Origin of the sequence: Massilia hydrophila, assembly GCF_020208145.1 — a bacterium.
GTDB classification, from domain to species: Bacteria; Pseudomonadota; Gammaproteobacteria; order Burkholderiales; family Burkholderiaceae_D; genus Telluria; species Telluria hydrophila.
Genome location: NZ_JAHYBX010000001.1, coordinates 473,542 through 495,344, shown reverse-complemented (window position 1 = coordinate 495,344; position 21,803 = coordinate 473,542). Strand labels below are relative to the sequence as shown.

General features: G+C 68.0%; 19 protein-coding genes. 13 read left to right on the top strand and 6 right to left on the bottom strand.

Translation table 11 applies throughout. The annotated features are described in order from the left end of the window. The first annotated feature begins 3 nt into the window (after nt 1–3). Nucleotides 4–144, top strand: coding sequence for a hypothetical protein (locus LE190_RS02195; RefSeq protein ID WP_224943215.1), 141 nt, complete (start codon nt 4–6; stop codon nt 142–144). 142 nt (nt 145–286) lie between these two features. Here LE190_RS02195 and LE190_RS02190 read toward each other — a convergent pair whose 3' ends face one another. Then, nucleotides 287–451, bottom strand: coding sequence for a hypothetical protein (locus tag LE190_RS02190; protein ID WP_225237179.1), 165 nt, complete (start codon nt 449–451; stop codon nt 287–289). 415 nt (nt 452–866) lie between these two features. Between LE190_RS02190 and LE190_RS02185 the strand changes: the two genes are divergently transcribed. From LE190_RS02185 to LE190_RS02170, 4 genes are all read left to right on the top strand, one after another. Further along, a complete protein-coding gene (locus tag LE190_RS02185) occupies nt 867–2,384 on the top strand; it encodes a BCCT family transporter (protein WP_225237178.1) in 1,518 nt (505 codons plus the stop codon). A 144-nt stretch (nt 2,385–2,528) separates the two neighbouring features. Continuing rightward, nucleotides 2,529–3,113, top strand: coding sequence for a DUF2760 domain-containing protein (locus LE190_RS02180; RefSeq protein ID WP_225237177.1), 585 nt, complete (start codon nt 2,529–2,531; stop codon nt 3,111–3,113). Then, nucleotides 3,110–4,978: an Hsp70 family protein gene (locus LE190_RS02175; protein ID WP_225237176.1), complete on the top strand. Its 1,869-nt coding sequence runs from the start codon at nt 3,110–3,112 to the stop codon at nt 4,976–4,978. The genes LE190_RS02180 and LE190_RS02175 overlap by 4 nt, the downstream gene beginning before the upstream one ends. Further along, a complete protein-coding gene (locus LE190_RS02170) occupies nt 4,975–7,818 on the top strand; it encodes an Hsp70 family protein (RefSeq protein WP_225237175.1) in 2,844 nt (947 codons plus the stop codon). Before LE190_RS02175 ends, LE190_RS02170 begins: the two co-directional genes overlap by 4 nt. A gap of 290 nt (nt 7,819–8,108) precedes the next feature. On the opposite strand, the gene LE190_RS02165 is transcribed toward LE190_RS02170, so the two are convergent. Next, the gene (locus LE190_RS02165) at nt 8,109–8,723 is read right to left on the bottom strand and encodes a TetR/AcrR family transcriptional regulator (RefSeq protein ID WP_225237174.1); all 615 of its coding nucleotides are present in this window, start codon (nt 8,721–8,723) and stop codon (nt 8,109–8,111) included. 187 nt (nt 8,724–8,910) lie between these two features. Continuing rightward, entirely contained in the window at nt 8,911–9,042 is a 132-nt protein-coding gene (locus LE190_RS21810) for a hypothetical protein (protein ID WP_267875291.1), read from the bottom strand. Nucleotides 9,043–9,258: 216 nt separating this feature from the next. Here LE190_RS21810 and LE190_RS02160 point away from each other — a divergent pair, with 216 nt between their 5' ends. After that, the gene (locus tag LE190_RS02160; protein ID WP_225237173.1) at nt 9,259–9,846 is read left to right on the top strand and encodes a PRC-barrel domain-containing protein; all 588 of its coding nucleotides are present in this window, start codon (nt 9,259–9,261) and stop codon (nt 9,844–9,846) included. Between the two features lie 161 nt (nt 9,847–10,007). On the opposite strand, the gene hrpA is transcribed toward LE190_RS02160, so the two are convergent. Further along, nucleotides 10,008–14,225: an ATP-dependent RNA helicase HrpA gene (gene hrpA / locus LE190_RS02155; protein WP_225237172.1), complete on the bottom strand. Its 4,218-nt coding sequence runs from the start codon at nt 14,223–14,225 to the stop codon at nt 10,008–10,010. Between the two features lie 55 nt (nt 14,226–14,280). On the opposite strand from hrpA, the gene argA reads away from it, so the two are divergent. Together argA and LE190_RS02145 are read left to right on the top strand one after the other, a co-directional pair. Then, entirely contained in the window at nt 14,281–15,594 is a 1,314-nt protein-coding gene (gene argA / locus LE190_RS02150; protein WP_224943246.1) for an amino-acid N-acetyltransferase, read from the top strand. A gap of 49 nt (nt 15,595–15,643) precedes the next feature. Next, complete coding sequence (locus LE190_RS02145; protein ID WP_224943249.1) at nt 15,644–15,919, top strand: oxidative damage protection protein; 276 nt, start codon at nt 15,644–15,646, stop codon at nt 15,917–15,919. A 130-nt stretch (nt 15,920–16,049) separates the two neighbouring features. Here the strand turns inward: LE190_RS02145 and LE190_RS02140 are convergent, their stop codons facing one another. Next, nucleotides 16,050–16,418, bottom strand: a complete 369-nt coding sequence (locus LE190_RS02140) for a hypothetical protein (RefSeq protein ID WP_225237171.1) — start codon at nt 16,416–16,418, stop codon at nt 16,050–16,052. A gap of 14 nt (nt 16,419–16,432) precedes the next feature. Then, entirely contained in the window at nt 16,433–17,110 is a 678-nt protein-coding gene (rpiA, locus tag LE190_RS02135) for a ribose-5-phosphate isomerase RpiA (RefSeq protein WP_224943267.1), read from the bottom strand. A 167-nt stretch (nt 17,111–17,277) separates the two neighbouring features. On the opposite strand from rpiA, the gene LE190_RS02130 reads away from it, so the two are divergent. From LE190_RS02130 to LE190_RS02110, 5 genes are read left to right on the top strand one after another with little or no spacing between them, the layout of a single operon-like run. Next, complete coding sequence (locus LE190_RS02130) at nt 17,278–18,516, top strand: efflux RND transporter periplasmic adaptor subunit (RefSeq protein ID WP_225237170.1); 1,239 nt, start codon at nt 17,278–17,280, stop codon at nt 18,514–18,516. A gap of 8 nt (nt 18,517–18,524) precedes the next feature. Continuing rightward, nucleotides 18,525–19,274 (top strand): ABC transporter ATP-binding protein, encoded by a 750-nt coding sequence (locus LE190_RS02125; RefSeq protein WP_369598413.1) that lies wholly within the window; start codon nt 18,525–18,527, stop codon nt 19,272–19,274. Further along, nucleotides 19,271–20,494, top strand: coding sequence for an ABC transporter permease (locus LE190_RS02120; protein ID WP_225237169.1), 1,224 nt, complete (start codon nt 19,271–19,273; stop codon nt 20,492–20,494). The genes LE190_RS02125 and LE190_RS02120 overlap by 4 nt, the downstream gene beginning before the upstream one ends. 10 nt (nt 20,495–20,504) lie before the next feature. Next, nucleotides 20,505–20,984, top strand: a complete 480-nt coding sequence (locus LE190_RS02115; RefSeq protein WP_225237168.1) for a GNAT family N-acetyltransferase — start codon at nt 20,505–20,507, stop codon at nt 20,982–20,984. Continuing rightward, nucleotides 20,981–21,787, top strand: a complete 807-nt coding sequence (locus LE190_RS02110) for a hypothetical protein (RefSeq protein ID WP_225237167.1) — start codon at nt 20,981–20,983, stop codon at nt 21,785–21,787. Before LE190_RS02115 ends, LE190_RS02110 begins: the two co-directional genes overlap by 4 nt. Nucleotides 21,788–21,803 lie beyond the last annotated feature (16 nt).

Here is a 21,803-nt window from a genome sequence, read left to right as displayed (position 1 = left end):
CGGATGCTTGCTGAATTGATCCTGAACGTGTTCGGCGAACTGCTCGCCAGGCGCAACCGCATCCTGCGCTGGGCCGTGTGGCTGTTCCTGCTTGCCATCGTGGCGCGCATCATCTATGCGGGCATGATCGGCCCGGTCTCCTGAGCCGGCCAGGGCGCAAAGGCCTGGCGGCCATGAATGCCCGGATATTCGCGTCCGGTCCTTCAGCCACGCGAGCTTCTCCACACCCAAGAAAAAGCCCTGCTCGCGGCAGGGCTCGATGAGACCGGCGGGGCGGGCTTGCCGCTTATTTGCGCGCGGCTTCGGCCAGCCTGCGCAGCACGGCGGGCGAGACGGAATCGCGTCCGCGGCTCAGCTGGTACAGGGTGCGCAGGTCGGTCCCGCTATCGCGGGCATGGACAGGGGCCGGCACGAGGAACAGGCTGCGGATGAATGCGAGAAGCGTGGACATGGTCTTGGTTCCTGAAGACGTTCTTGAAGGAGGCTCTTGAATAGGACCAGTATGCGCCTGCCGCAGATAGAAAGAAAATTGCCATCCGTGATGATCGTCATTCAGCAAAGCGCAGCCAGAATGACATGGTTTTCCGCACATACATTTGTGCAAATGCATGATGTGTTACACTGTGGCCCGCTGGCCACGGCCAGCCGACTACCCTCTTGCCAGTAGGGGCCACGAAACCGGTGCGACGATCGCGCAGCGGCTGCCCCATACTGAAGCCTGTAACGCAGGCTATCCACCAAAGTACCAGGCAGGTCCTGCGGGCCGGGCGGCGTTGCGCGCCCGAATCCGGGGCCGGCCTGCCCCGCCTGTGGCGACGATCCGGCCCTGCCGGCCGGCTTCCCGCACGCGGCAACAAGGAGAATTCATGCAACTGATCTGCTCTGCGGGCCTCATTTTTCTGGTTGTGCTATGGGGCATCCTCGCCCCCGACAGCATGGCCTCCGTGTTCAGCACCATGCTGGCCGCGCTTACCCGCAACTTCGGCTGGTTCTACCTGTGGGTCGTGCTGGGCCTGGTGCTGTTCGCCGCCTTCGTCGCCTTCAGCCGCTACGGCAACCTCAAGCTCGGCGGCGAGGACGAGGAACCGGAATTCACCGTGGGCAGCTGGTTCGCCATGCTGTTCGCGGCCGGCATGGGCATCGGCCTGGTGTTCTGGGGCGTGGCCGAACCGGTGTCGCACTACGTGACGGCGCCGCCCGGCATCACGGCCGGCACCCCGGAAGCGGCCAACGCCGCCATGCGCTACGTGTTCTTCCACTGGGGCTTCCATCCCTGGGCCGTGTACAGCGTGGTGGCGCTGGCGATCGCCTTCTTCCAGTACCGCCGCGCCGGCAGTCCCCTGATCAGCACCGTCACCGCTTCCCTGCCCTGGCGCCCGGTGCGTGCCATGTCCGGCCTGTTCAACGGCCTGGCGATCGTGGCCACCGCCTTCGGCGTGGCCGCCTCGCTCGGCGTGGGCGCCCTGCAGATCAACAGCGGCCTGAACGCCGTGTTCGGCATCGGGATCAGCCCCGGGACCCAGGTCATCATCATCGTCGTGACCGCTGCCATGTTCATCGGCTCGGCCGTCAGCGGCGTCGAACGGGGCGTCAAGCTGTTGTCGAATACCAACATGATCGTGGCCGCCCTGCTGGCGCTGGCCGTGTTCCTGCTCGGCCCGACGGTGGCGATCATCGACACCTTCACGAATACCCTGGGCAGCTACGCCAGTGAGTTCGTGCGCATGAGCCTGCGCTCCACGCCCTTCCGCGACAGCAGCTGGGTCGGCAACTGGACCATCTTCTACTGGGCCTGGTGGATCTCGTGGTCGCCCTTCGTCGGCCTGTTCATTGCGCGCGTCTCGCGCGGACGCACGATCCGCGAATTCATCCTCGGCACCGTGCTGGCGCCCTCGCTGGCCGCCTTCATCTGGTTCTCGATCTTCGGCGGCACCGCGCTCTACCTCGAGATCTGGCAGCACGTGCCGCTGGCCGAGGCGGTCAAGGCCGACCTGGCCACGGCGCTGTTCGCGATGTTCAACGCCATGCCCTTCGGCCAGCTCATGTCGGTGGTGGCCACGCTGCTGGTGGTGGTGTTCTTCGTGACCTCGGGCGACTCGGCCGTGCTGGTGCTCGGCATGATGAGCCAGGGCGGCAACCCGAACCCGAACGCCCGCACCAAGATCATCTGGGGCACCCTGATCGCCGGCATCGCCATCAGCCTGCTGCTGGCGGGCGGCATCGACGCCGTGCAGACCGCCACCATCCTGTTCGCCCTGCCCTTCGCCGTGGTGATCGTACTGATGGTGATCGCGCTGTGGCGCGCCCTGCGCGAAGACTGGCGCGAAGAGCAGCGCCGCGAACGGGCCCTGCGGCGCCAGATGCGCGAAATGGCGGCCCGCTAGCCTGGAAGCGGTGGGCCGGCCACCGGCCCGGACCGGGCCGGCGCGTGCCCCGCCCGTGGCCGAACTGGTATCATGCGCGTTTTCCGGAGCATGGCCCGGCGCTGTCCGACAGCGCGCCCTCCCTTACCCTACAGAACATCAAGAATGAACACTCCAAGCCAATTGCCGGGCTTCTTCAGCCGGCTGTCGATCGCCTTCGGCGCCTTCTTCAAATCGCTCGGCGATGCCGAGTTCGCCGCGCGCGTGCGCGATGACGGCATCGGTCCCGTCGCCGCCCCTGCATCCGCACCCGCCCCCACCGTCGCGCCGGCCCCGACACCAGCCCCAGCCGCGGCGCCCCTGCGCGCCCCGAGCACCGAATCTGCCCTGCAGCTGCTGAGCCTGTTCCAGCGCGAAGCACGCCTGATCGACTTCACCCAGGAAAACCTGGGCGCCTATTCCGACGCCGATATCGGCGCCGCCGCCCGCGTCGTGCACGAAGGCTGCGCGCGCGTGCTGCGCGAGCACTTCAGCATCGAGCCGGTGCGCAGCGAAGCGGAAGGAGCACGCCTCACGCTGGAGGAAGGTTTCGACGCCGCCAGCGTACGCCTGACCGGCAACGTGGTCGGCCAGGCCCCGTTCAAGGGCACCCTGTCGCACCGCGGCTGGCGCGCCACCAGGGTGCAGCTGCCGCAGCTCGCTGAACAACACGATGCGCGCGTGCTTGCGCCGGCGGAGGTGGAACTGTGAGCGAGCAAGCGAATCCACGCTACGCGATCGGCATCGACCTCGGCACCACCCATAGCGCCCTGTCCTATGTCGACCTGCAGGCCAGCGATGGCGAAAAGACCGTCGACGGCGTGCTGCCGGTGCCCCAGCTGAGCGGCCCGGGCACGGTCGAGGCGTTGCCGCTGCTGCCGTCCTTCCTCTACCTGCCGCACCCGGACGAACTGGCGCCGGGAGAGACCGCGCTGCCGTGGAGCCCTGGGGGAGAAGGTTTCATTGCCGGTGAGATGGCGCGCAGCCGCGGCGCCACGACGCCCATCCGCCTGGTGTCCTCGGCCAAGAGCTGGCTGAGCCACCCGAGCGTGGACCGGCGCGCCGCCATCCTGCCGCACGACGCGCCGGAAGAAGTCACGCGCGTCTCGCCCCTGGAAGCCTCGACCCGCTACCTGGCCCACCTGCGCCAGGCATGGGACGCGGCCCATCCGGAAGCGCCGTTCGAGCAGCAGCAGGTCACGATCACCATCCCGGCGTCGTTCGACCCGGGCGCGCGCGAGCTCACCGCGGAAGCGGCGCGCAATGCCGGCATCCATCCTACCTTGCTGGAAGAGCCGCAGGCCGCCCTGTACAGCTGGATCCAGGGAAGCAAGGGCAGCTGGCGCAAGCAGGTCAAGGCCGGCGACATCGTGCTGGTGGTGGACGTGGGCGGCGGCACCAGCGACTTCTCGCTGATCGCCATCCTCGAACGCGACGGCACCCTGGAGCCGCACCGCGTGGCCGTGGGCGACCATATCCTGCTGGGCGGCGACAACATGGACCTGGCCCTGGCCCACTTCGTGGCGCGCAAGCTCCAGGCGAACGGTACCCAATTGGACTCCTGGCAGATGCGCGCCCTCACCTACGGCTGCCGCAGCGCCAAGGAACACCTGCTGGCCGATCCCGAGGCGAGCGTGTGGCCGATCGTGGTGCCGAGCCGCGGCTCGAAGCTCATCGGCGGCTCGATCCGCACCGAACTGACGCGCGACGAAGTCACGGCCTTCATTACCGACGGCTTCTTCCCGCGCGTGGAAGCCTCCGCGCGCCCGGCGACCCGCACCCGTGCCGGCCTGACCCAGGTCGGCCTGCCGTACGCACAGGATGCCGCCATCACCAAACACCTGGCCGCCTTCCTGGCGCGCCAGCTGGGGGCGACCGCCGAACTCGAAGGCTTCGCCGGCACAGGTGGACCTGCAAGCGCCGAACACCGCGACGGCGGACCGACCTTCCTGCACCCGAGCGCGGTGCTGTTCAACGGCGGCGTGTTCAAGTCCGGCATCCTGGCCCAGCGCGTGATGGACACCATCAACGACTGGCTCTACATGGAAGGCGCGCAGCCCGCGCGCATGCTGGAAGGGGCCGACCTCGACCTGGCCGTGGCGCGCGGCGCCGCCTACTTCAGCTATGCGCGGCGCGGCGGCGGCGTGCGCATCCGCGGCGGCACCGCCCGTTCCTACTACGTGGGCGTGGAATCCTCGATGCCGGCCATCCCCGGCATGGAGCCGCCAATCGAAGCGCTGTGCGTGGCGCCGTTCGGCATGGAAGAAGGCACGGAACTCGAACTGCCGGGCCAGGAATTCGGCCTGGTGGTGGGCGAGCCGGTCACCTTCCGCTTCTTCGGCTCCACCACCCGCCGCCAGGACCGCATCGGCGAGGTGCTCGACTTCTGGGGCCCGGACGAGCTGCAGGAAATGAACGCGATCCAGGGCACGCTGCCGGCCGATGGCCGCGCGGCGGGCGACGTGGTGCAGGTGAAACTGCATGCGCTGGCGACTGAAGCTGGCACGCTGGAGCTGGTGGCGGTGTCGCGCGCAGGCCAGCGCTGGAAGATCGAGTTCGACGTCCGCGAGCAGTGAACTACTTCGTCAGCATCGACCTGGGCACCACCAATACGGTGCTGGCCTATGCCGCGCCGGGTGCGGCCCCGGTCGATCTGCTGGTGGTGGAACAGCTGGTGGCGCCGGGCGAAGTCGGCGCCAGCGCCCTGCTGCCCTCGATGCGCTACCACCCGGCACCGGAGGAACTCGCGCCCGGCGAACTCCAGCTGCCCTGGGTGGCAAGCGACCCGGCCGGCGTCGAACGGGTCGCCGTCGGACGCCTGGCGCGCGTGCTCGGCGCCCAGACCCCGGGCCGGCTGGTGGCCAGCGCCAAGAGCTGGCTCTCGCATGCGGGCGTGGACCGCATGGCGCCGATCCTGCCCTGGGGTGCCGACGATGCGGGCATCCCGAAAGTCTCGCCGGTGGCGGCCAGCGCCAGCTACCTGGCCCACCTGCGCGCGGCCTGGAACCGGCGCTTTCCCGCGGCGCCGCTGGAGCGCCAGCAGATCGTCCTGACCGTACCGGCCTCCTTCGACGAAGGAGCGCGCGCGCTGACCCTGGAAGCGGCGCGCATGGCCGGCCTGCCAGCGCTGCGCCTGCTGGAAGAACCGCAGGCGGCCCTGTACGACTGGCTGTACCGCCACCGCGCCAGCCTGGCCGCCGACCTGCTTGATACGCGCCTGGTCCTGGTGGCCGACGTCGGCGGCGGCACCACCGACTTCAGCCTGGTGAAGGTGGCGCTGGCGCCGGACGGCGAGCCCATGCTCACCCGTATCGGGGTCGGCAACCACCTGATCCTGGGCGGCGACAACATGGACCTGGCGCTGGCCCACCTGGCCGAGTCGCGCCTGGCGGGGGGAAATGCGGGCGAACGGCTGTCGGCCGGCCGCCTGGCGCAGCTGACGGAACGCTGCCGCGCGGCGAAGGAACAGCTGCTGGCGCCGGACGCGCCGGAACAGGTGAGCGTCACCCTGCTCGGCAGCGGCGCGCGCCTGGTCGGCGCCAGCCGTTCGGCCACCATCACGCGCGAGGACGTGCAACGCATCGTGCTGGACGGCTTCCTGCCGCCGAACCAGGCGCAGGAAGGACCGCAGCGCTCCCGCGCCGGCCTCGTCGGCTTCGGCCTGCCCTACGCCAGCGACCCGGCCATCACGCGCCACCTGGCCGCCTTTCTGCGCCAGCATGCGGCGGCCGCGCGCGCGGCGCTGGGCCTGGACGAGGCCGATGACGATGGCGATGGCAGGCTGCCGGTGCCCGATGCCCTGCTGCTCAACGGCGGCGTGTTCCGCGGCGCGGCGCTGGCGGAGCGCCTGGCCGGGGTGCTGTCAAGCTGGCGCGGCGCGCCGGTCCGGGTGCTGCACAACGAGGACCCGGACGTGGCCGTGGCGCGCGGCGGCGTCGCCTATTCGCTGGCGCGCGCCGGCCAGGCCCCGGCGATCGAAAGCGGCTCGGCGCGCAACTACTACCTGCTGCTCGATGCGCAGGCCACGGGCGAGACGCTGCGCGCGGTCTGCCTGCTGCCGCGCGGTACCCCGGCCGGCGAGGAAGTCCGCCTGGCCGAGCGCAGTTTCGCCCTGCGGATCGGGCGGCCGGTGCGCTTTCACCTGGTCTCGTCCACCGCCGACCCGGGCGGCAGGCTGCCGCAGCCGGGCGAGCTGCTGGCGCTGCCGGCCGCGGACGTCGTGCGCCTGCCGGCCATCGCGACCGTCCTGCGCAGCCGGGATGGCAAGGGCAGCAGCGAGATCCCGGTGCAGCTGGCAACCGTCCTGTCGGAAGTGGGCACGCTGGACGTGTTCTGCGTTGCGCAGCAGGACGACGGCGCCAATGCCGGCCAGCGCTGGCGTCTTGAATTCCAGCTGCGCGGGGAAGAGCAAGCCGGACCCGGAGAAGACGCGCTGCCGCCCGAACTGCTTGATGCGATCGCGCGCATCGAGCGCATCTTCGGCAGCCGTTCGCAGCAGGTCGAGCCGCGCGAGGTGCGCCAGCTGCGCGCCACGCTGGAACATCTGCTGGGCGCACGCGAGCGCTGGACCACGCCGCTGCTGCGCGGCCTGTTCGATGCCCTGCTGGCGCGCGCCAAGGGGCGCCGCAGGTCGGCAGAACACGAGCGCGTGTGGCTGAACCTGGCCGGCTACTGCCTGCGTCCCGGCTTCGGCCATGCGCTCGACGAATGGCGCATCGAGCAGCTGTGGGCGCTGTTCGACACCGGCGTCCAGTACCACAAGGACGGCCAGGCGCGCGCGGAATGGTGGACGCTGTGGCGGCGCGTGGCCGGCGGCCTGTCCACCGAGGCGCAGCTGCGCCTGCTCGACGACTTCGCCTTCAACCTGCAGGCCGACGCCGCGGAACGCGGGCGCCGCCCGGTCACGCTGGTGGACGGCAGCGAGGACGACATGCTGCGCATGGGCGCTTCGCTGGAACGCATTCCTTCCGCCTACAAGGCCGAGATCGGCGACTGGCTGGTGCAGCAGATCCTGGCCATGCCGGCCGGCGCCCGGATCGACGCGCGCGCCGCCGCACGCTATGCGCGCTACCTGTGGGCCCTGGGGCGGGTGGGCGCGCGCCAGTCCTTCCATGGCGCCGCGCACGAGGTGGCGCCCGCCGCCTCGGCCGAGGCGTGGCTGGGGCAGCTGTTCCAGCTCGACTGGAAAAAGATCGAGCCGGCCGGTTTCGCCGCCGCCCACATCGCGCGCATGACCGGCGACCGCTCGCGCGACATCGGCCAGCCGGTGCGCGACGAGGTGCTGAGGCGCCTGTCCGCCAGCGGCGCGCCGCCAAGCTGGTCCGCCATGGTGCGCGAGGTGGTCGAGCTCGACCAGGCGGTCGAGACGCGCATGCTGGGCGACGCGCTGCCACCGGGGCTCAAGCTGCTGCGCTGACGCGCTCGCTGAACGCGTGGGCGGCACCCGGTGTGCGGCGGCGCGCCCTCCGCCGCCATCGCCGCCCACCCTGCGGGCAGGCCCGATTCAGCAAAACACGAAATCCTCGTTCGAACGCGGCAAGGCGCACAGGACGCCGCGCACCGCAACCCAGGCAAACCCCGCAACGGGTACCACCAGCAACCAGAACGCAGACATGATCGACTCCTTGTGCCCATCTTATTTCGCACACACGTGCGAAATTTATCGAAAAAAAAGGACGGGCACGCCCGCCCCGCTCCGCCAACGCCCTACTCCAGATCGTTGAAACTCTTGTACGTCGAAATCAGGCGCTTGAACGCCCGCTGCGCCCGGCGCAGCACCGCGTCCTCGTGCAGGAAGCGGGCATCGTGCATCACCCCGATGGCCAGGCTGTAGACCTCGAACACCAGCTGTTCGGGCTCGGTGTCGGGCCGCAGGTGGCCGGCTTCCATCGCCTGCAGCACGGTCTTGCGCAGCGAGCCGCGCCAGCGGGTCACGCCGGCCTCGATGCGGTCGCGCAGCGGGCCGGGCACGTCGTCGAACTCGAAGGCGCCGGCCGTGTACAGGCAGCCGCCGCGCGCCGTCTCGTTGCCGATCTTGCGCAGCCACAGGTCGACCTGCAGCGCCAGCCGGGGCAAGCCTTTCGGCACCGCCATCGAAGGCAGGAACACTTCTTCCCCGAAGCGGCGGTCGTATTCGTCCAGCACGGCCGACTGCAGCGCCTCGAGCGAACCGACCCGCGAAAAAATCCCGCTCTTGCTGATGCCGGTGCGCTTGGCCAGCTCGCCCAGCGATACCTTGCCGATGCCCTCGGCAGCCGCCATGTCGTAGGCGGCCGCGAGGATCGTGGCGTAGGTGGCTTCGCTCTTTGCGGTGCTGTTCATGGGAGTACTTTAGCACACATGTGCGAAATTACAAGCAGTTGTTATGACGCCCTCGCTTGCCGGGTGTGCGCCAGGGGAGCAGCGAGAGGCGCCGGGAGCGCTGGGGGAAGCAATGAAGGGAGCCGGGGCAGGCCCGGGCCCTGAGACTGCGCGCGGGCCGGGGCCAGCCCGCGCGCTGCGCCCCGGTTCAGCGGCGGCCGAACCAGCTCAGGCGGGCGAAAGCGGTAGCGATGCCGGATACGAGGACGGCCGACACCGAACGGGTCGGGATACGTTTGCTGAACAGGCCGGTGTAGTTGCAGCGCGAATTGACAGTCATCTCTTATCTCTCCGAAACATTACTTGGCACAATAACCACCTTGCAAGTAGTACTCTGTGCGCTAGCTCGCATTGCGTGCAGGCAGGACGTCTGCCGCGCGCGCCCTGTCGTTTTTACGCCATATGATGGGAGGGCAAAGACGGTTTTACCCGCGCCGGGTAGGCATTTCTTGCAGACGGGCCTCAGCGGTACGAACGAACACGAAGGAGGTGGACGATGAGCTACGCAGACCGTGACAGGTATGGCATGTACAGGAACACGCGCGGCACCGGCCCCGGACCGGCACTGATGGGCGCCGAGACGCTGATCGGCGACAGTGTCGTCAACGCCCAGGAAGAGGATCTGGGGGACATCAAGGAAATCATGCTGGACATGCAGACGGGCCAGGTGGCCTATGCGGTGCTGGCTTTCGGGGGATTCCTCGGCATCGGCGAGAAGCTGTTCGCCGTGCCCTGGCAGGCGCTGCACCTCGATACCGTCAACAAGCGCATGGTGCTGAACATCGACAAGGAGCGGCTGAAACAGGCGCCGGGCTTCGACAAGGACGCCTGGCCCGACATGGGCGACGCGGGCTGGGCCAGCAGCGTGCATGGCTTCTACGGCACCGATCCGCAGCGCGGCGGGGCGCCGAGCATGGGCCCGGGGCCGGGACTGGGCGGGACGGCCGCCATGGGCGAGCCGGGATCGCGCGTAGGCAGCCTGCATGGAGATTCGTACGGGGTCGGCGCCAGCCCCGATCCGCGCCCGGGGCACGATGGGGACGACAAGGACCTCAGCAGGATCCGGGGCAGCAATATCGGCTGACGTAGGGTGGGCGGGTTTCCCGCCCACGCGGTCAACGGTGCCATGCATCACCACGCAACGTGAATAATCAGCGGATTTTCTCGAAGATAAATTACGCCGAGTGAAGGCATGTTTGGTTTGACCGCGTGGGCAAGCAACTTGCCCACCCTACGAAAACCGCGTCAGCGGATCATCGACTCCCATACCTTCTGCAGGCGCTTGGCCGACACCGGCATGGGCGTCCTCAGCTCCTGCGCGAACAGCGACACCCGCAATTCCTCCAGCATCCAGCGGAACTCCGTCATGCGCGGATCGTTGTTCTTGCCGGCCCCGTTCTTCAGCGTGCGCTGGAACTGGCTGGCCGCGCCCTGCCACTCGGCCATCAGCTGCGCATCGCGCGTGGGGTTCCCGCGCAGCTTTTCGATGCGCACGTTGATCGCCTTCAGGTAGCGCGGGAAGTGCGCCAATTGGCTGTACTCGTTGTCGGCGATGAAGCGCTTGTGGATCAGGCCCTGCAGCTGCGCCTGAATGTCCTGCTGGACCGCCGGCGGCAGGCTCTGGATGCGCTTCGGCATGCCGTGGAACTCGGCCAGGATGGACCCGGCCAGGCGCGCGATCTCGTTGATCAGGAGACCGATGCGGCCCTTGCCCGCGTCCTTGCGCTGGTTGAACTCCCCGGCATTGACCGGCAGCGGATCCTGCAGGCAGGCGATGTCGATCGCCTTGGCGATGATCTGGTCGCGCAGGTCTTCCTGCGTGCCCACGCTCATGAACTGCATGCCCATCCCCTGCAGGCCGGGGATGTTCTTCTCGGCGAACTTGAGCTGGTCCTTCAGCTGCAGCGCGAACAGGCGGCGCAGGCCGACGCGGTGGGTGCGCGCCGCCACGTTCGGGTCATCGAACACTTCCAGGTCGCAGTGCGCTCCCTTGTCCACCAGCGCCGGGAAGCCGATCAGGGTCAGCTTGCCCTGGGTGATCTCCAGCAGTTCCGGCAGCTCGCCGAAGCTCCAGCCGGTCAGGCCCGTGTGCTGGATCGCGCCCGGCGCAGCCGCGGCCGGCGCGGCGCCCGCCGCCGGGCCAGCCGGCTTCGTGCCCGCCGCATTGCCCTTCCCTTTCGTTGCCAGCGAGGTCGAGGCCGGGGCTGCGGCCTGCAGCTTCGCCGGCGCAGCCGGCGTCGTTTCCGCCATTTTCTGGAAGCTCTGACGCGCCTGCCCGCCGAGCTCGGCCTGCAGGGTCGCCAGGTTGCGGCCCATGTCGAGCTGGCGCCCGTGCTCGTCGATCACCTTGAAATTCATGAACAGGTGCGCCGGCAGGGTCTCCAGCTTGAAGTCGGTGGTGAGCACGCGCGCGCTGGTATGCATGTGGATGTCGGCGATCAGGGCGTCGATCAGGTCGCCCCTGGCGAAACGCAGCGGGTCCTGGTGGCGCTCGAAGAAGTTGGCGGCGTAGTCCGGCAGCGGCACGCAGTGGCGGCGCAGCTTCTGCGGCAGCGATTTCAGCAGCAGGTGCACCTTCTCCTTCAGCATGCCCGGCACCAGCCAGCCCGCACGCTCCTGGGGAATCTGGTTCAGGGCGAACAGCGGCACCGCCAGGGTTACGCCGTCGCGCGGGCTGCCCGGCTCGAAATGGTAGGTGAGCCCCATCTCGATGCCGGTGACGTTCATCGTCTTCGGGAACAGCTCGGTGGTGACGCCGGCCGCCTCGTGGCGCATCAGCTCTTCGCGGTTCAGGAACAGGAGCTTCGGGTTGTCGCGCGCCGCGTCCTTGTACCACTTTTCAAAACCCGCGCCGTTGACCACCGTATGCGGGATTTCCTTGTCGTAGAAGGCGGCGATCAGCTGCTCGTCCACCAGCACGTCGAGCCGGCGCGATTTATGTTCGAGATTCTCGATCTCGCGCACCAGCTTGTGGTTGTGCGCATAGAAGGGCGCACGGGTCTCGTAGTCGCCCGCCACCAGGGCGTCACGGATGAAGATCTCGCGCGCTTCCACGGGGTTGTGCTGGCTGTAGTTGATGCGGCGGTTGCTGTACACGACGATGCCGTACAGGGTCGCGCGCTCCAGCGCCGTCACTTGCGCCTGGCGCTTTTCCCAGCGCGGCTCGCCCCAGGATTTTTTCAAGAGGTGCGCGCCGATCTTCTCCACCCACTCCGGCTGGATCTGCGCGATGGTGCGGGCATACAGGCGCGTGGTCTCGACCAGCTCGGCCGCCATCACCCAGCGTCCCGGTTTCTTGGCGAGATACGACCCCGGCCAGATATGGAACTTGATGCCGCGTGCACCCAGGAACACCGGCTCGTCCTCGGCCTTGAAGCCGATGTTGCCCAGCAGGCCGGTGAGCAGGGCCATGTGCAGCTGGTCGTAGGTGGCCGCGGCCGCATTCAGGCGCCAGCCCTGCTCGCGCGCCACTGTCAGCAGCTGCGAATGCACGTCGCGCCACTCGCGCAGGCGCAGCTGCGACAGGAAGTTGGCGCGGCAGTTCTCCTGCAGCTGGCGGTTCGATTTCTTGTGCTGGACCGCATCCTCGAACCAGGCCCAGATCTTCAGGTAGCTGAGGAACTCGGACTTCTCGTCGGCGAATTTCTTGTGCTTCTCGTCGGCCTGCTGCTGGTACTCGATCGGGCGGTCGCGCGGGTCCTGCGTGGACAGGGCCGAAGCCACGATCAGCATCTCGCTCAGGCAGTCGTTGTCCACGGACGCCAGGATCATGCGGCCCACGCGCGGGTCGAGCGGCAGCTTGGCCAGTTTTTTCCCAAGCGCGGTCAGCGCGTTGCTGTCGTCGACCGCGCCGACTTCCTGCAGCAGCTGGTAGCCGTCCGCGATCGCGCGGCCCTGCGGCGGCTCGATGAAGGGAAAGGTCTCGACGTCGGTCAGGTGCAGCGATTTCATGCGCAGGATGACCGAGGCCAGCGAGGAACGCAGGATCTCCGGGTCCGCGAACTTCGGACGCTTGTTGAAATCGTCCTCTTCGTACAGGCGGATGCAGACGCCGTCGGCCACGCGGCCGCAACGGCCGGCGCGCTGGTTGGCCGAGGACTGCGCCACCGGTTCGATCTGCAGCTGCTCGACCTTGTTGCGGAAGCTGTAGCGTTTTACGCGCGCAAGACCCGTGTCGACCACGTAGCGGATGCCCGGCACGGTCAGCGAGGTCTCGGCCACGTTGGTGGCCAGCACGATGCGGCGCGCATTGGTGGTGCGGAACACGCGGTCCTGTTCTTCCACCGACAGGCGCGCAAACAGGGGCAGGATCTCGACGTGCGGCGGATGGTGCTTGCGCAGCGCTTCGGCGCAGTCGCGGATCTCGCGTTCGCCCGGCAGGAACACCAACACGTCGCCCGAGCCGATGCGGCACAGCTCATCGACGGCGTCGACCACCGCGTCCATTAGGTCGCGCTTGTCACGCGCTGCCTGCGCTTTCGGCAAGGGTTCGCCGGGCTTGGCATTGGTGGCCGTGACCGGGTCGCGGTCCACCGGACGGTAGCGCACCTCCACCTTGTACAGGCGGCCCGAAACCTCGATGACGGGCGCGGGTTTTTCCGGCGTGCCGAAATGGCGCGCGAAGCGTTCGGCGTCGATGGTGGCCGAGGTGATGATCACCTTCAGGTCCGGACGGCGCGGCAGCAGCCCCTTCAGGTAGCCGAGCAGGAAGTCGATGTTCAGGCTGCGCTCGTGCGCCTCGTCGATGATGATGGTGTCGTAGGCTGCTAGCCACGGATCGGTCTGCGTCTCGGCCAGCAGGATACCGTCGGTCATCAGCTTGACCGAGGCGCCTTTCGACAGCGTGTCGTTGAAGCGCACCTTGAAGCCGACGTGTTCGCCCAGCGGCGAGCCGAGTTCCTGGGCGATACGCTTGGCGGTGCTGGAGGCGGCGATCCGGCGCGGCTGGGTGTGGCCGATCAGGCCCTGCGCGCCGCGGCCGAGTTCCAGGCAGATCTTCGGCAACTGGGTGGTCTTGCCGGAACCGGTTTCGCCCGAGACGATGACCACCTGGTTTTCCTGGATCGCTTGCGCGATCTCGCCACGGCGGCTGGACACCGGCAGGTCTTCGGGAAATGTGATCGGCGGGAGCGGATTCCTGACGGGCGGCGTGCGCGCCTCGTCGCGCGCGGGACGCTCGCTGCGCTCCTTGCGTTCTCCCCGCTCACGCTGCGACTGCGACTGCGGCCCGCCCTGCCCGCCGGCGGCACGCGGGCCCTTGTCAGGACGTGGCGCGGGCGCGCGGCGCGGGCCGCCTTCCTTCTTCGTCTGCAGTTCGCCATCGCGCGTCTGCGTCATGGACATACGTGTCTGCGGCGCGCGCAATTCACCCGCGGGCTGCTGCCTGCGTGGCTCCCTGGCGGAAGGCTGGTCGGATGCGGTGCGCGCCTGCTGCGGCGCAGGCTTGTTACTCTGTTCAGACATTGATTTTTACAAGGTATTTGGTGCGCACGTCGCGCAGCGAATTATAATGCGGCAAATGGAAAATCCTACCCAATTCGTCCAGTGGCTGCGCTCTGTCGCGCCATATATCCACACCTTTGGCGGCAAGACTTTCGTCGTTGCCTTCCCGGGCGAACTGGTCGCCTCCGGCGCCCTGCCGGTGCTGGCCCAGGACCTGTCACTGCTGCTCGGCCTGGGCATCCGCCTGGTGCTGGTGCATGGTTCGCGCCCCCAGGTGGCCGAGCAGCTCGCCCTGCGTAACGTCGAGGGCCGCTTCCACAACGGGATCCGCATCACCGATACCGCCGCCCTGGAGTGCGCGAAGGAAGCCGCCGGCGAATTGCGTCTCGATATCGAAGCCGCCTTCAGCCAGGGCCTGCCGAACACCCCGATGTCGCACGCCCAGATCAGCATCGTGTCGGGCAACTTCGTCGTCGCCCGCCCGCTCGGCGTGATCGACGGTGTCGACTTCGAGCTCACCGGCATGACCCGCAAGATCGCGGCCGACAAGATCCAGCCGATCCTGCAGACCGAGGACAGCCTGGTGCTGCTGTCGCCGCTGGGCTTCTCGCCCACCGGCGAGATCTTCAACCTCACCATGGAAGACGTGGCCGCATCGGCCGCGATCGCCCTGCACGCCGACAAGCTGATCTTCATCACCGAGACCGGCATGATGAGCGACGTGGCCGGCACCGAGATCCGCGAACTGTCCTCGCACCAGGCCGAAGCCGTGCTGCAGGCCGGCTTCCTGCCGCCGGACGCCGCGTTCTACCTGCGGCACGCCATCAAGGCCTGCAACAGCGGCGTGGACCGCGCCCACATCGTGCCCTTCGAGATGGACGGCTCGGCCCTGCTCGAGCTGTTTACCCACGATGGCGTCGGCACCATGATCAGCCACGAGAACCTGGAAAGCCTGCGCCAGGCCACAATTGAGGACGTCGGCGGAATTATCAAGCTGATCGAGCCGCTGGAAGCCGACGGCACCCTGGTCTACCGGGGCCGCGAGCTGATCGAGCGCGAGATCGACCAGTTCTCGGTGATCGACCACGACGGCGTGATCTTCGGCTGCGCCGCGCTCTACCCCTTCCCGGAAGCGAAGATGGGCGAGATGGCCTGCCTGACGGTGAGCCCGGACGCCCAGACCCAGGGCGACGGCGAACGCATCCTGAAGCACATCGAGAACCGCGCCCGCGCCGCCGGTCTCACCAAGCTGTTCGTGCTGACCACCCGCACGGCGCACTGGTTCAAGAAGCGCGGCTTCGTGCCGGCCACGGTGGACGACCTGCCCAAGGACCGCCAGCACATGTACAACTGGCAGCGCCGGTCACAGGTTTTCATCAAGACCTTATAATGCCGGTTTCACCGCTTTCACCGCATTCACACAGATACAGGAGTACGCCATGGCCCGCACCGTCCAATGCATCAAACTGAAGAAGGAAGCCGAAGGGCTGGACTTCCCGCCGGTCCCAGGCGAAATGGGCAAGAAGCTGTACCTGTCGGTCTCGAAGGAGGCCTGGCAGGCGTGGCTGAAGCACCAGACCATGCTGATCAACGAAAACCGCCTGAACCTGGCGGACGACCGCGCGCGCAAGTACCTGGCCGCGCAGATGGAACGTCATTTCTTCGGTGACGGCGCGGCCGACCAGGCCCAGGGTTACGTGCCGCCGGCGGCCTGAGTCTGCTCTGACGCTTTGGTAGGGTGGGCGGGTTTTCCCGCCCACGCGTTCAACCGGGCAAGAACAGCCTGCGCGGTGCATTCATCGTCGGCTATCCCCCTGCCCACGCTATGCCCAGCGCAACAGCGAACTACATCTTCACGCACTGGCGCAATTCACAGCGCGCCATGAACACCTTCCCCCGCATCGCCCCTTCTTCGCAGCGCATCCGGTACACCTCCACCGGCCCCGCCGCGGTCACCAGCCCCGCGCCCTGCCCGCTCGTGCAGCCCTGCTGCTTCGCCAGCTTCTCGACCGTGGCCGAAGACACGCCCAGCCTGAAGGGCACGCGCTCGATCGGCGCACCGTCCGGATCGACCAGCCCGGGCGCCGCAGGTTGAACAGCCGCCACCGGCGCACGCACCGGCGCCGGCGCGCTCCTGGACAGCGTACAGCCGGCCAGCAGCAGGGCGAGAAGGACAGCGACAAGGACGGTCAAGGGCGCCAGCGCGTGCTTCATGTGCGTTTCTCCGCTCAGAACGTCAGGGTCTTGACGCCTTCGGACGTGCCCAGCAGGCACACATTCGCGCCCGCCCTGGCAAACAGGCCCACCGCGATCACGCCCACGATCTGGTTGATCCGCTCTTCCAGCGCCACCGGATCGGTAATCGACAGGCCGACCACGTCGATGATCTCGCCGCCGTTGTCGGTGATGAAGGCGTCGTCCGAGCCTGGCTTGGTGCGCAGGCGCGGCTGGCCGCCAAGCAGCGCCAGCTGGCGCATCACCGAGGCGCGCGCCATCGGGATCACTTCGACCGGCAGCGGGAACTTGCCCAGGGTCTCGACCAGTTTCGAACCGTCCGCGATGCAGACGAACTTCTGCGCCACCGAGGCCACGATCTTCTCGCGGGTCAGGGCCGCGCCGCCGCCCTTGATCATCGCGCCGCTGGCGGTGATCTCGTCGGCGCCGTCGATGTAGACCGCCATCGAGGTGACGTCGTTCAGGTCGAACACCGGGATGCCGTGGCCGCGCAGGCGGCTCGCCGTCGCTTCCGACGAGGCCACGGTGCCCTTGATGCGGTCCTTGATCCTGGCCAGTTCGTCGATGAAGAAGTTGGCCGTCGAGCCGGTGCCGACGCCGATGATTTCGCCGTCCACCACGTAATCGATCGCGGCGCGTGCCACGGCTTGCTTGAGTTCGTCCTGGGTCATGATGCTGTCAGTAAGGGAAAGGAAGCCGCCATTTTAGCGGATCGCACCGTTCAATCCGCAAAAACGACGCTTCGTCGCAGCCCGGCGCCAGTCGATGCAAAATGCATTGCCAAGCAGATATCCGTGCAGCACACTGCATGTTTTCGCAGGCATATATAGAGAGCACAATGAAACGCTGGACGAAGAAGCGGGTGGCGGTCGCCGCCGCGATACTGGTGGTGGGCGGCGCGGCCGCCGCATGGTTGATGCCCAGGGGCGAACCGAAAGTACCGCCGTCGAAATACCGCACCGCGCAAGTCGACATGGGCGCCATCAACCAGACCGTCACCGCCACCGGCACCATCAACCCGGTGGCGCTGGTGAACGTCGGCTCGCAGGTGTCCGGCACGGTGGTCGAGCTGAACGCCGACTTCAACGACCGCGTGACCAAGGGCCAGGTGCTGCTCAAGCTCGACCCGACCATCTTCAACGCCCAGATCCGCCAGTTCGAAGCCAGCAAGGCTTCCGCCCTGGCCAACCTGCGCCTGGCCGAGGCCAACTACCAGCGCAACCAGCAGCTGATGGCGCAGCGCTTCGTCTCCGGCACCGTGGTCGACCAGGCGCGGCGCGAGATGGACGTGGCGCGCGCCAACGTGCAGCTGGCCCAGGCCCAGCTCGACCGCGCCAGGGCGGACCTGAACAACAGCGTGATCCGCTCGCCGATCGACGGCGTGGTCATCAAGCGCACCATCGACCTGGGCCAGACCGTGGCGGCCTCGTTCAACACGCCGAACCTGTTCCAGATCGCGCGCGACCTCACCAAGATGCAGATCGACACCAGCGTCTCGGAGGCCGACGTCGGCGCCCTGAAGGACGGCCTGCCGGCGCGCTTCGTGGTCGACGCCTATCCGGACCGCGAATTCCACGCCACCATGCGCCAGTTCCGCCTGGCCGCCAACGTGGTGCAGAACGTGGTCACCTACAACGTCGTGCTCGACGTCGACAACAGCGACGAGATGCTCAAGCCCGGCATGACGGCCCAGGTGCGCCTGGTCGTGGCCAACCGCCCGAACGTGATGCGCATCCCGACCACGGCGCTGCGCTTCCAGCTGCCGGAAGAGGAACAGGAAAAACTGCGCAAGCAGGAACAGGAAGCGGCGAAGGACGGCAACAAGGATGGAAAAGTGCGGCAGGTGGCGCAGAAGCCGGCCGCCCCGGCCCAGGATGACGACCTGGCCTTTCGCAGCGCCAGCGAAACCGCGCGCCAGTACAAGGTCTATCGCCTCGATGCGAGAAACCAGCCGCAGCCCGTCGACATCCGCGTCGGCCTGTCGAACTTCCGCTATACCGAAGTGGTGGCAGGCGGCCTGAAGGTGGGCGACCAGGTCGTTACGCGCACGCTGGCCCAGCCGAAAGACGACATGTGAGCGCGGCCGTGACTTCTTCCACGATCGCCGGGTTGATCGATATTCGCGGCGTTACCAAGACCTATGTCAGCGGCAGCGTCGAGACCCGCGTGCTGCACGGGATCGACCTGCAGGTGACGCGCGGCGACTTCGTCTCCATCATGGGCCAGTCGGGCTCGGGCAAGTCGACCCTGATGAACATCCTCGGCTGCCTCGACCAGGCCACGGGCGGCAGCTACCTGCTCGACGGCGTCGATACGCTGTCGCTGTCGCGCGCCCAGCTGGCCGACATCCGCAACCGCACGATCGGCTTCGTGTTCCAGAGTTTTAATCTCATCAAGCGCATGAGCGTCGCCGAGAACGTCGCGCTGCCGCTGATCTACGGCGGCGCCAGCCGCGGCAAGGCGCACGCGCGCGCATTGCTGGAGCTGGAACGCGTGGGGCTGGGCGGGCTGGCCAAGCGTACCCCGAGCCAGCTGTCCGGCGGCCAGCAGCAGCGCGTGGCGATCGCCCGCGCGCTGGCCACCGATCCGCCGCTGCTGCTGGCGGACGAACCGACCGGCAACCTCGATACCCAGACCAGCGACGACATCATGCACAGCTTCCGTGATCTGAACCGCGAGCGTGGCATCACCATCGTGCTCGTCACCCACGAAGCCGACGTCGCCGCCTACAGCCGCCGCCTGGTGCGCCTGAAGGATGGCAGGGTGCTGTACGACGGCCCGTCGGCGGAAGGACTGCGCCAGCTGAATGCGAGCCACACGGAGGTGCCGGCATGAACTTCCTCCAGGTATTGATCGAATCCTTCCGCTCGATGGCGGCCAACCGCCTGCGCACGGCGCTCACCATGCTCGGCATCGTGATCGGCATCGCCTCGGTGGTGCTGCTGCTGGCGATCGGCGACAGCATGCAGCGCTTCATCGGCAAGGAGCTGCAGCAGCTGGGCACCAACATGCTGTACGTGTTCCCCGGCGGCGACCGCACCAGCGCCCAGCGCGCGCGCGCCGGCGCCGTGCCCTCGCTGTCGATCCACGATGCGGCCGCCCTCAACGAGCTGCCCAGCCTGACCGGTGCGGCGCCGGCGCTGCAGGGCGGCTTCAAGCTCAGCGCGGGCAACGAAAGCCTGAACAGCCAGGTGCACGGGGTGACCCCGGCCATGTTCAAGATCCGCAACTGGAAGCTCGACCAGGGCAACCTGTTCAGCGAAGCCGACGTGCGCGCCTCGAGCCGCATGGTAGTGATCGGCCAGAAGGTGGCGGACCAGTTCTTCTACAAGGCGGACCCGCTCGGGCAGTACATCCGCATCGAGAACGTCGCCTTCCAGGTGATCGGCGTGCTCGCCGGCGAAGGCAAGCAGATCGACGGCTCCGACATCGCGGAACTGGTGCTGGTGCCGATCACCGCCGCCAGCGCCAACCTGATCAAGATGCCCTTCCCGCAGAACGTGCACTACATCGCGGCCCAGGGGCGGCCCGACATGTCGCTCAAGGAAGCCGAGGAAGACGTCAAGGAAACCCTGCGCGCGCGCCACCGCATCCGCCTCGACAGCCCGGACGACTTCAAGGTGCAGAACATGGCCTCGTTCGCGGAGACGGCCAACACCATCAGCGCCGGCGTCGCCCTGCTGCTCGGCCTGATCGGCGCGATCTCGCTGCTGGTGGGCGGCATCGGCATCATGAACATCATGCTGGTGTCGGTTACCGAGCGCACCCGGGAAATCGGGATCCGCATGGCGATCGGCGCGCGGCCGGGCGCGGTGCTGCTGCAGTTCCTGGCCGAGTCGGTGGTGATCTGCGTGGCCGGCGGCCTGCTGGGCGTGGCGATCGCGATGGCCGGGGCGGCGGCGATCACCGCCACCGGCAAGTTCGAGGTCTACCTTACCTTCCAGGGCGTGCTGGTGGCCTGCGGCTTCGCCAGCGCGGTGGGCGTGTTCTTCGGTTTCTATCCGGCGCGCCGCGCCTCGCGCCTGCTGCCGGTGGATTGCCTGCGCTATGAGTGAGGCCCCTGCCATGGACGGACGCGTATGCCTGCGCCGGGCCCGCAGCGCCGACATCCCGGCGATGTCGGCCATCCGGCTGGCGGTGCGCGAGAACGTGCTGTCCGATCCGGCGCGGGTGACCCCGCAGATGTACGAGGACTATCTCGACAGGGCGGGCCGCGGCTGGGTGGCCGAGGTCGACGGCGTGCTTGCCGCCTTCTGCTATGCCGACCGCGCCCAGGCCTCGATCTGGGCGCTGTTCGTCAGCCCGTCTTACGAAGGGCAGGGCCTGGGAAAAGCCTTGCTGGCGCGGGCGGTCGCGTGGCTGTTCGATCTAGGCCACGAACACATCACGCTGGGCACCGGGCCCGGAACCCGGGCCGACGGCTTCTACGCGGCCCAGGGATGGGCCAGGATCGCCGGGGACGGGCGCGAGATCGCCTACCGGCTCGACCGGCATGGGCAGTCCGCCGGCGCGTCCACATCGCGCCGCGCCGGCTTGCGCGCATGAACCGGCCGCTCGCCATGTCGCCTTCCACGCGCCCCCGCATCCGCCCCGCCCTGCTGGCCAGGCTGGCCGTGCTGGCGGCCTGCCTGCCGGGCGGCGCGGACGCGGGTGGAACCGGACCGGCCGGCAAGGACGCGCTCACGGAGCTGGCGCCCGTCACGATCAACCGGGTCAGGAATCCGGGGGACCTGCCCTACGCCGGCTTCCTGCAATCCATCCGGCACCTGCAGTCCTACCTGCCACCCGAGCCGCGCGTGCTCGACCTGCGGCTGCGGCTGTCGTTCACCGGGCTGGGCGAAGCCGAGCGCGATGCCTACCTGCCGGATACCTGGGCGGTGGCCATCGTCGGCGACACCTTCGACCATCCGGTGGCGGTCGAGCGCGGCGGCTACTTCCTGCTGCCCGAACTGCCGCAGGCGGCGAACGAAGGGGCGACCATCATGTTCAATGCGCAGACCCGCAAGGACTACATGCAGGTCGCCTGGAAGTTCCGGGTTGCCCCGGGACAGACGCTGGCCTATGCCGACTTCGCGAAAGCCTTCGACGAAGTCGCGTTCGTCCAGAAGAACATCCCGCTTTACCGGATCAACCTGCGCGACGAGCGCCTTGCCCGCTTCGACGGACTGAAAGCCTGTTTTCATCCAGGAGGTGGCCGCATCGAGATCGATGGCCAGCCGGCGCCGACGACCAATGTCGGCGCCTGCAGCGTGCTGCGCTTCGATCCCGCCATCGCGAAGGCCGGCCAGGCGAGGATCGCCTTCGTCGGACCGCTCGACACGGTGACCCTGCATGAAACCGTTCGCTAAAGCGGACTCAAAAAAG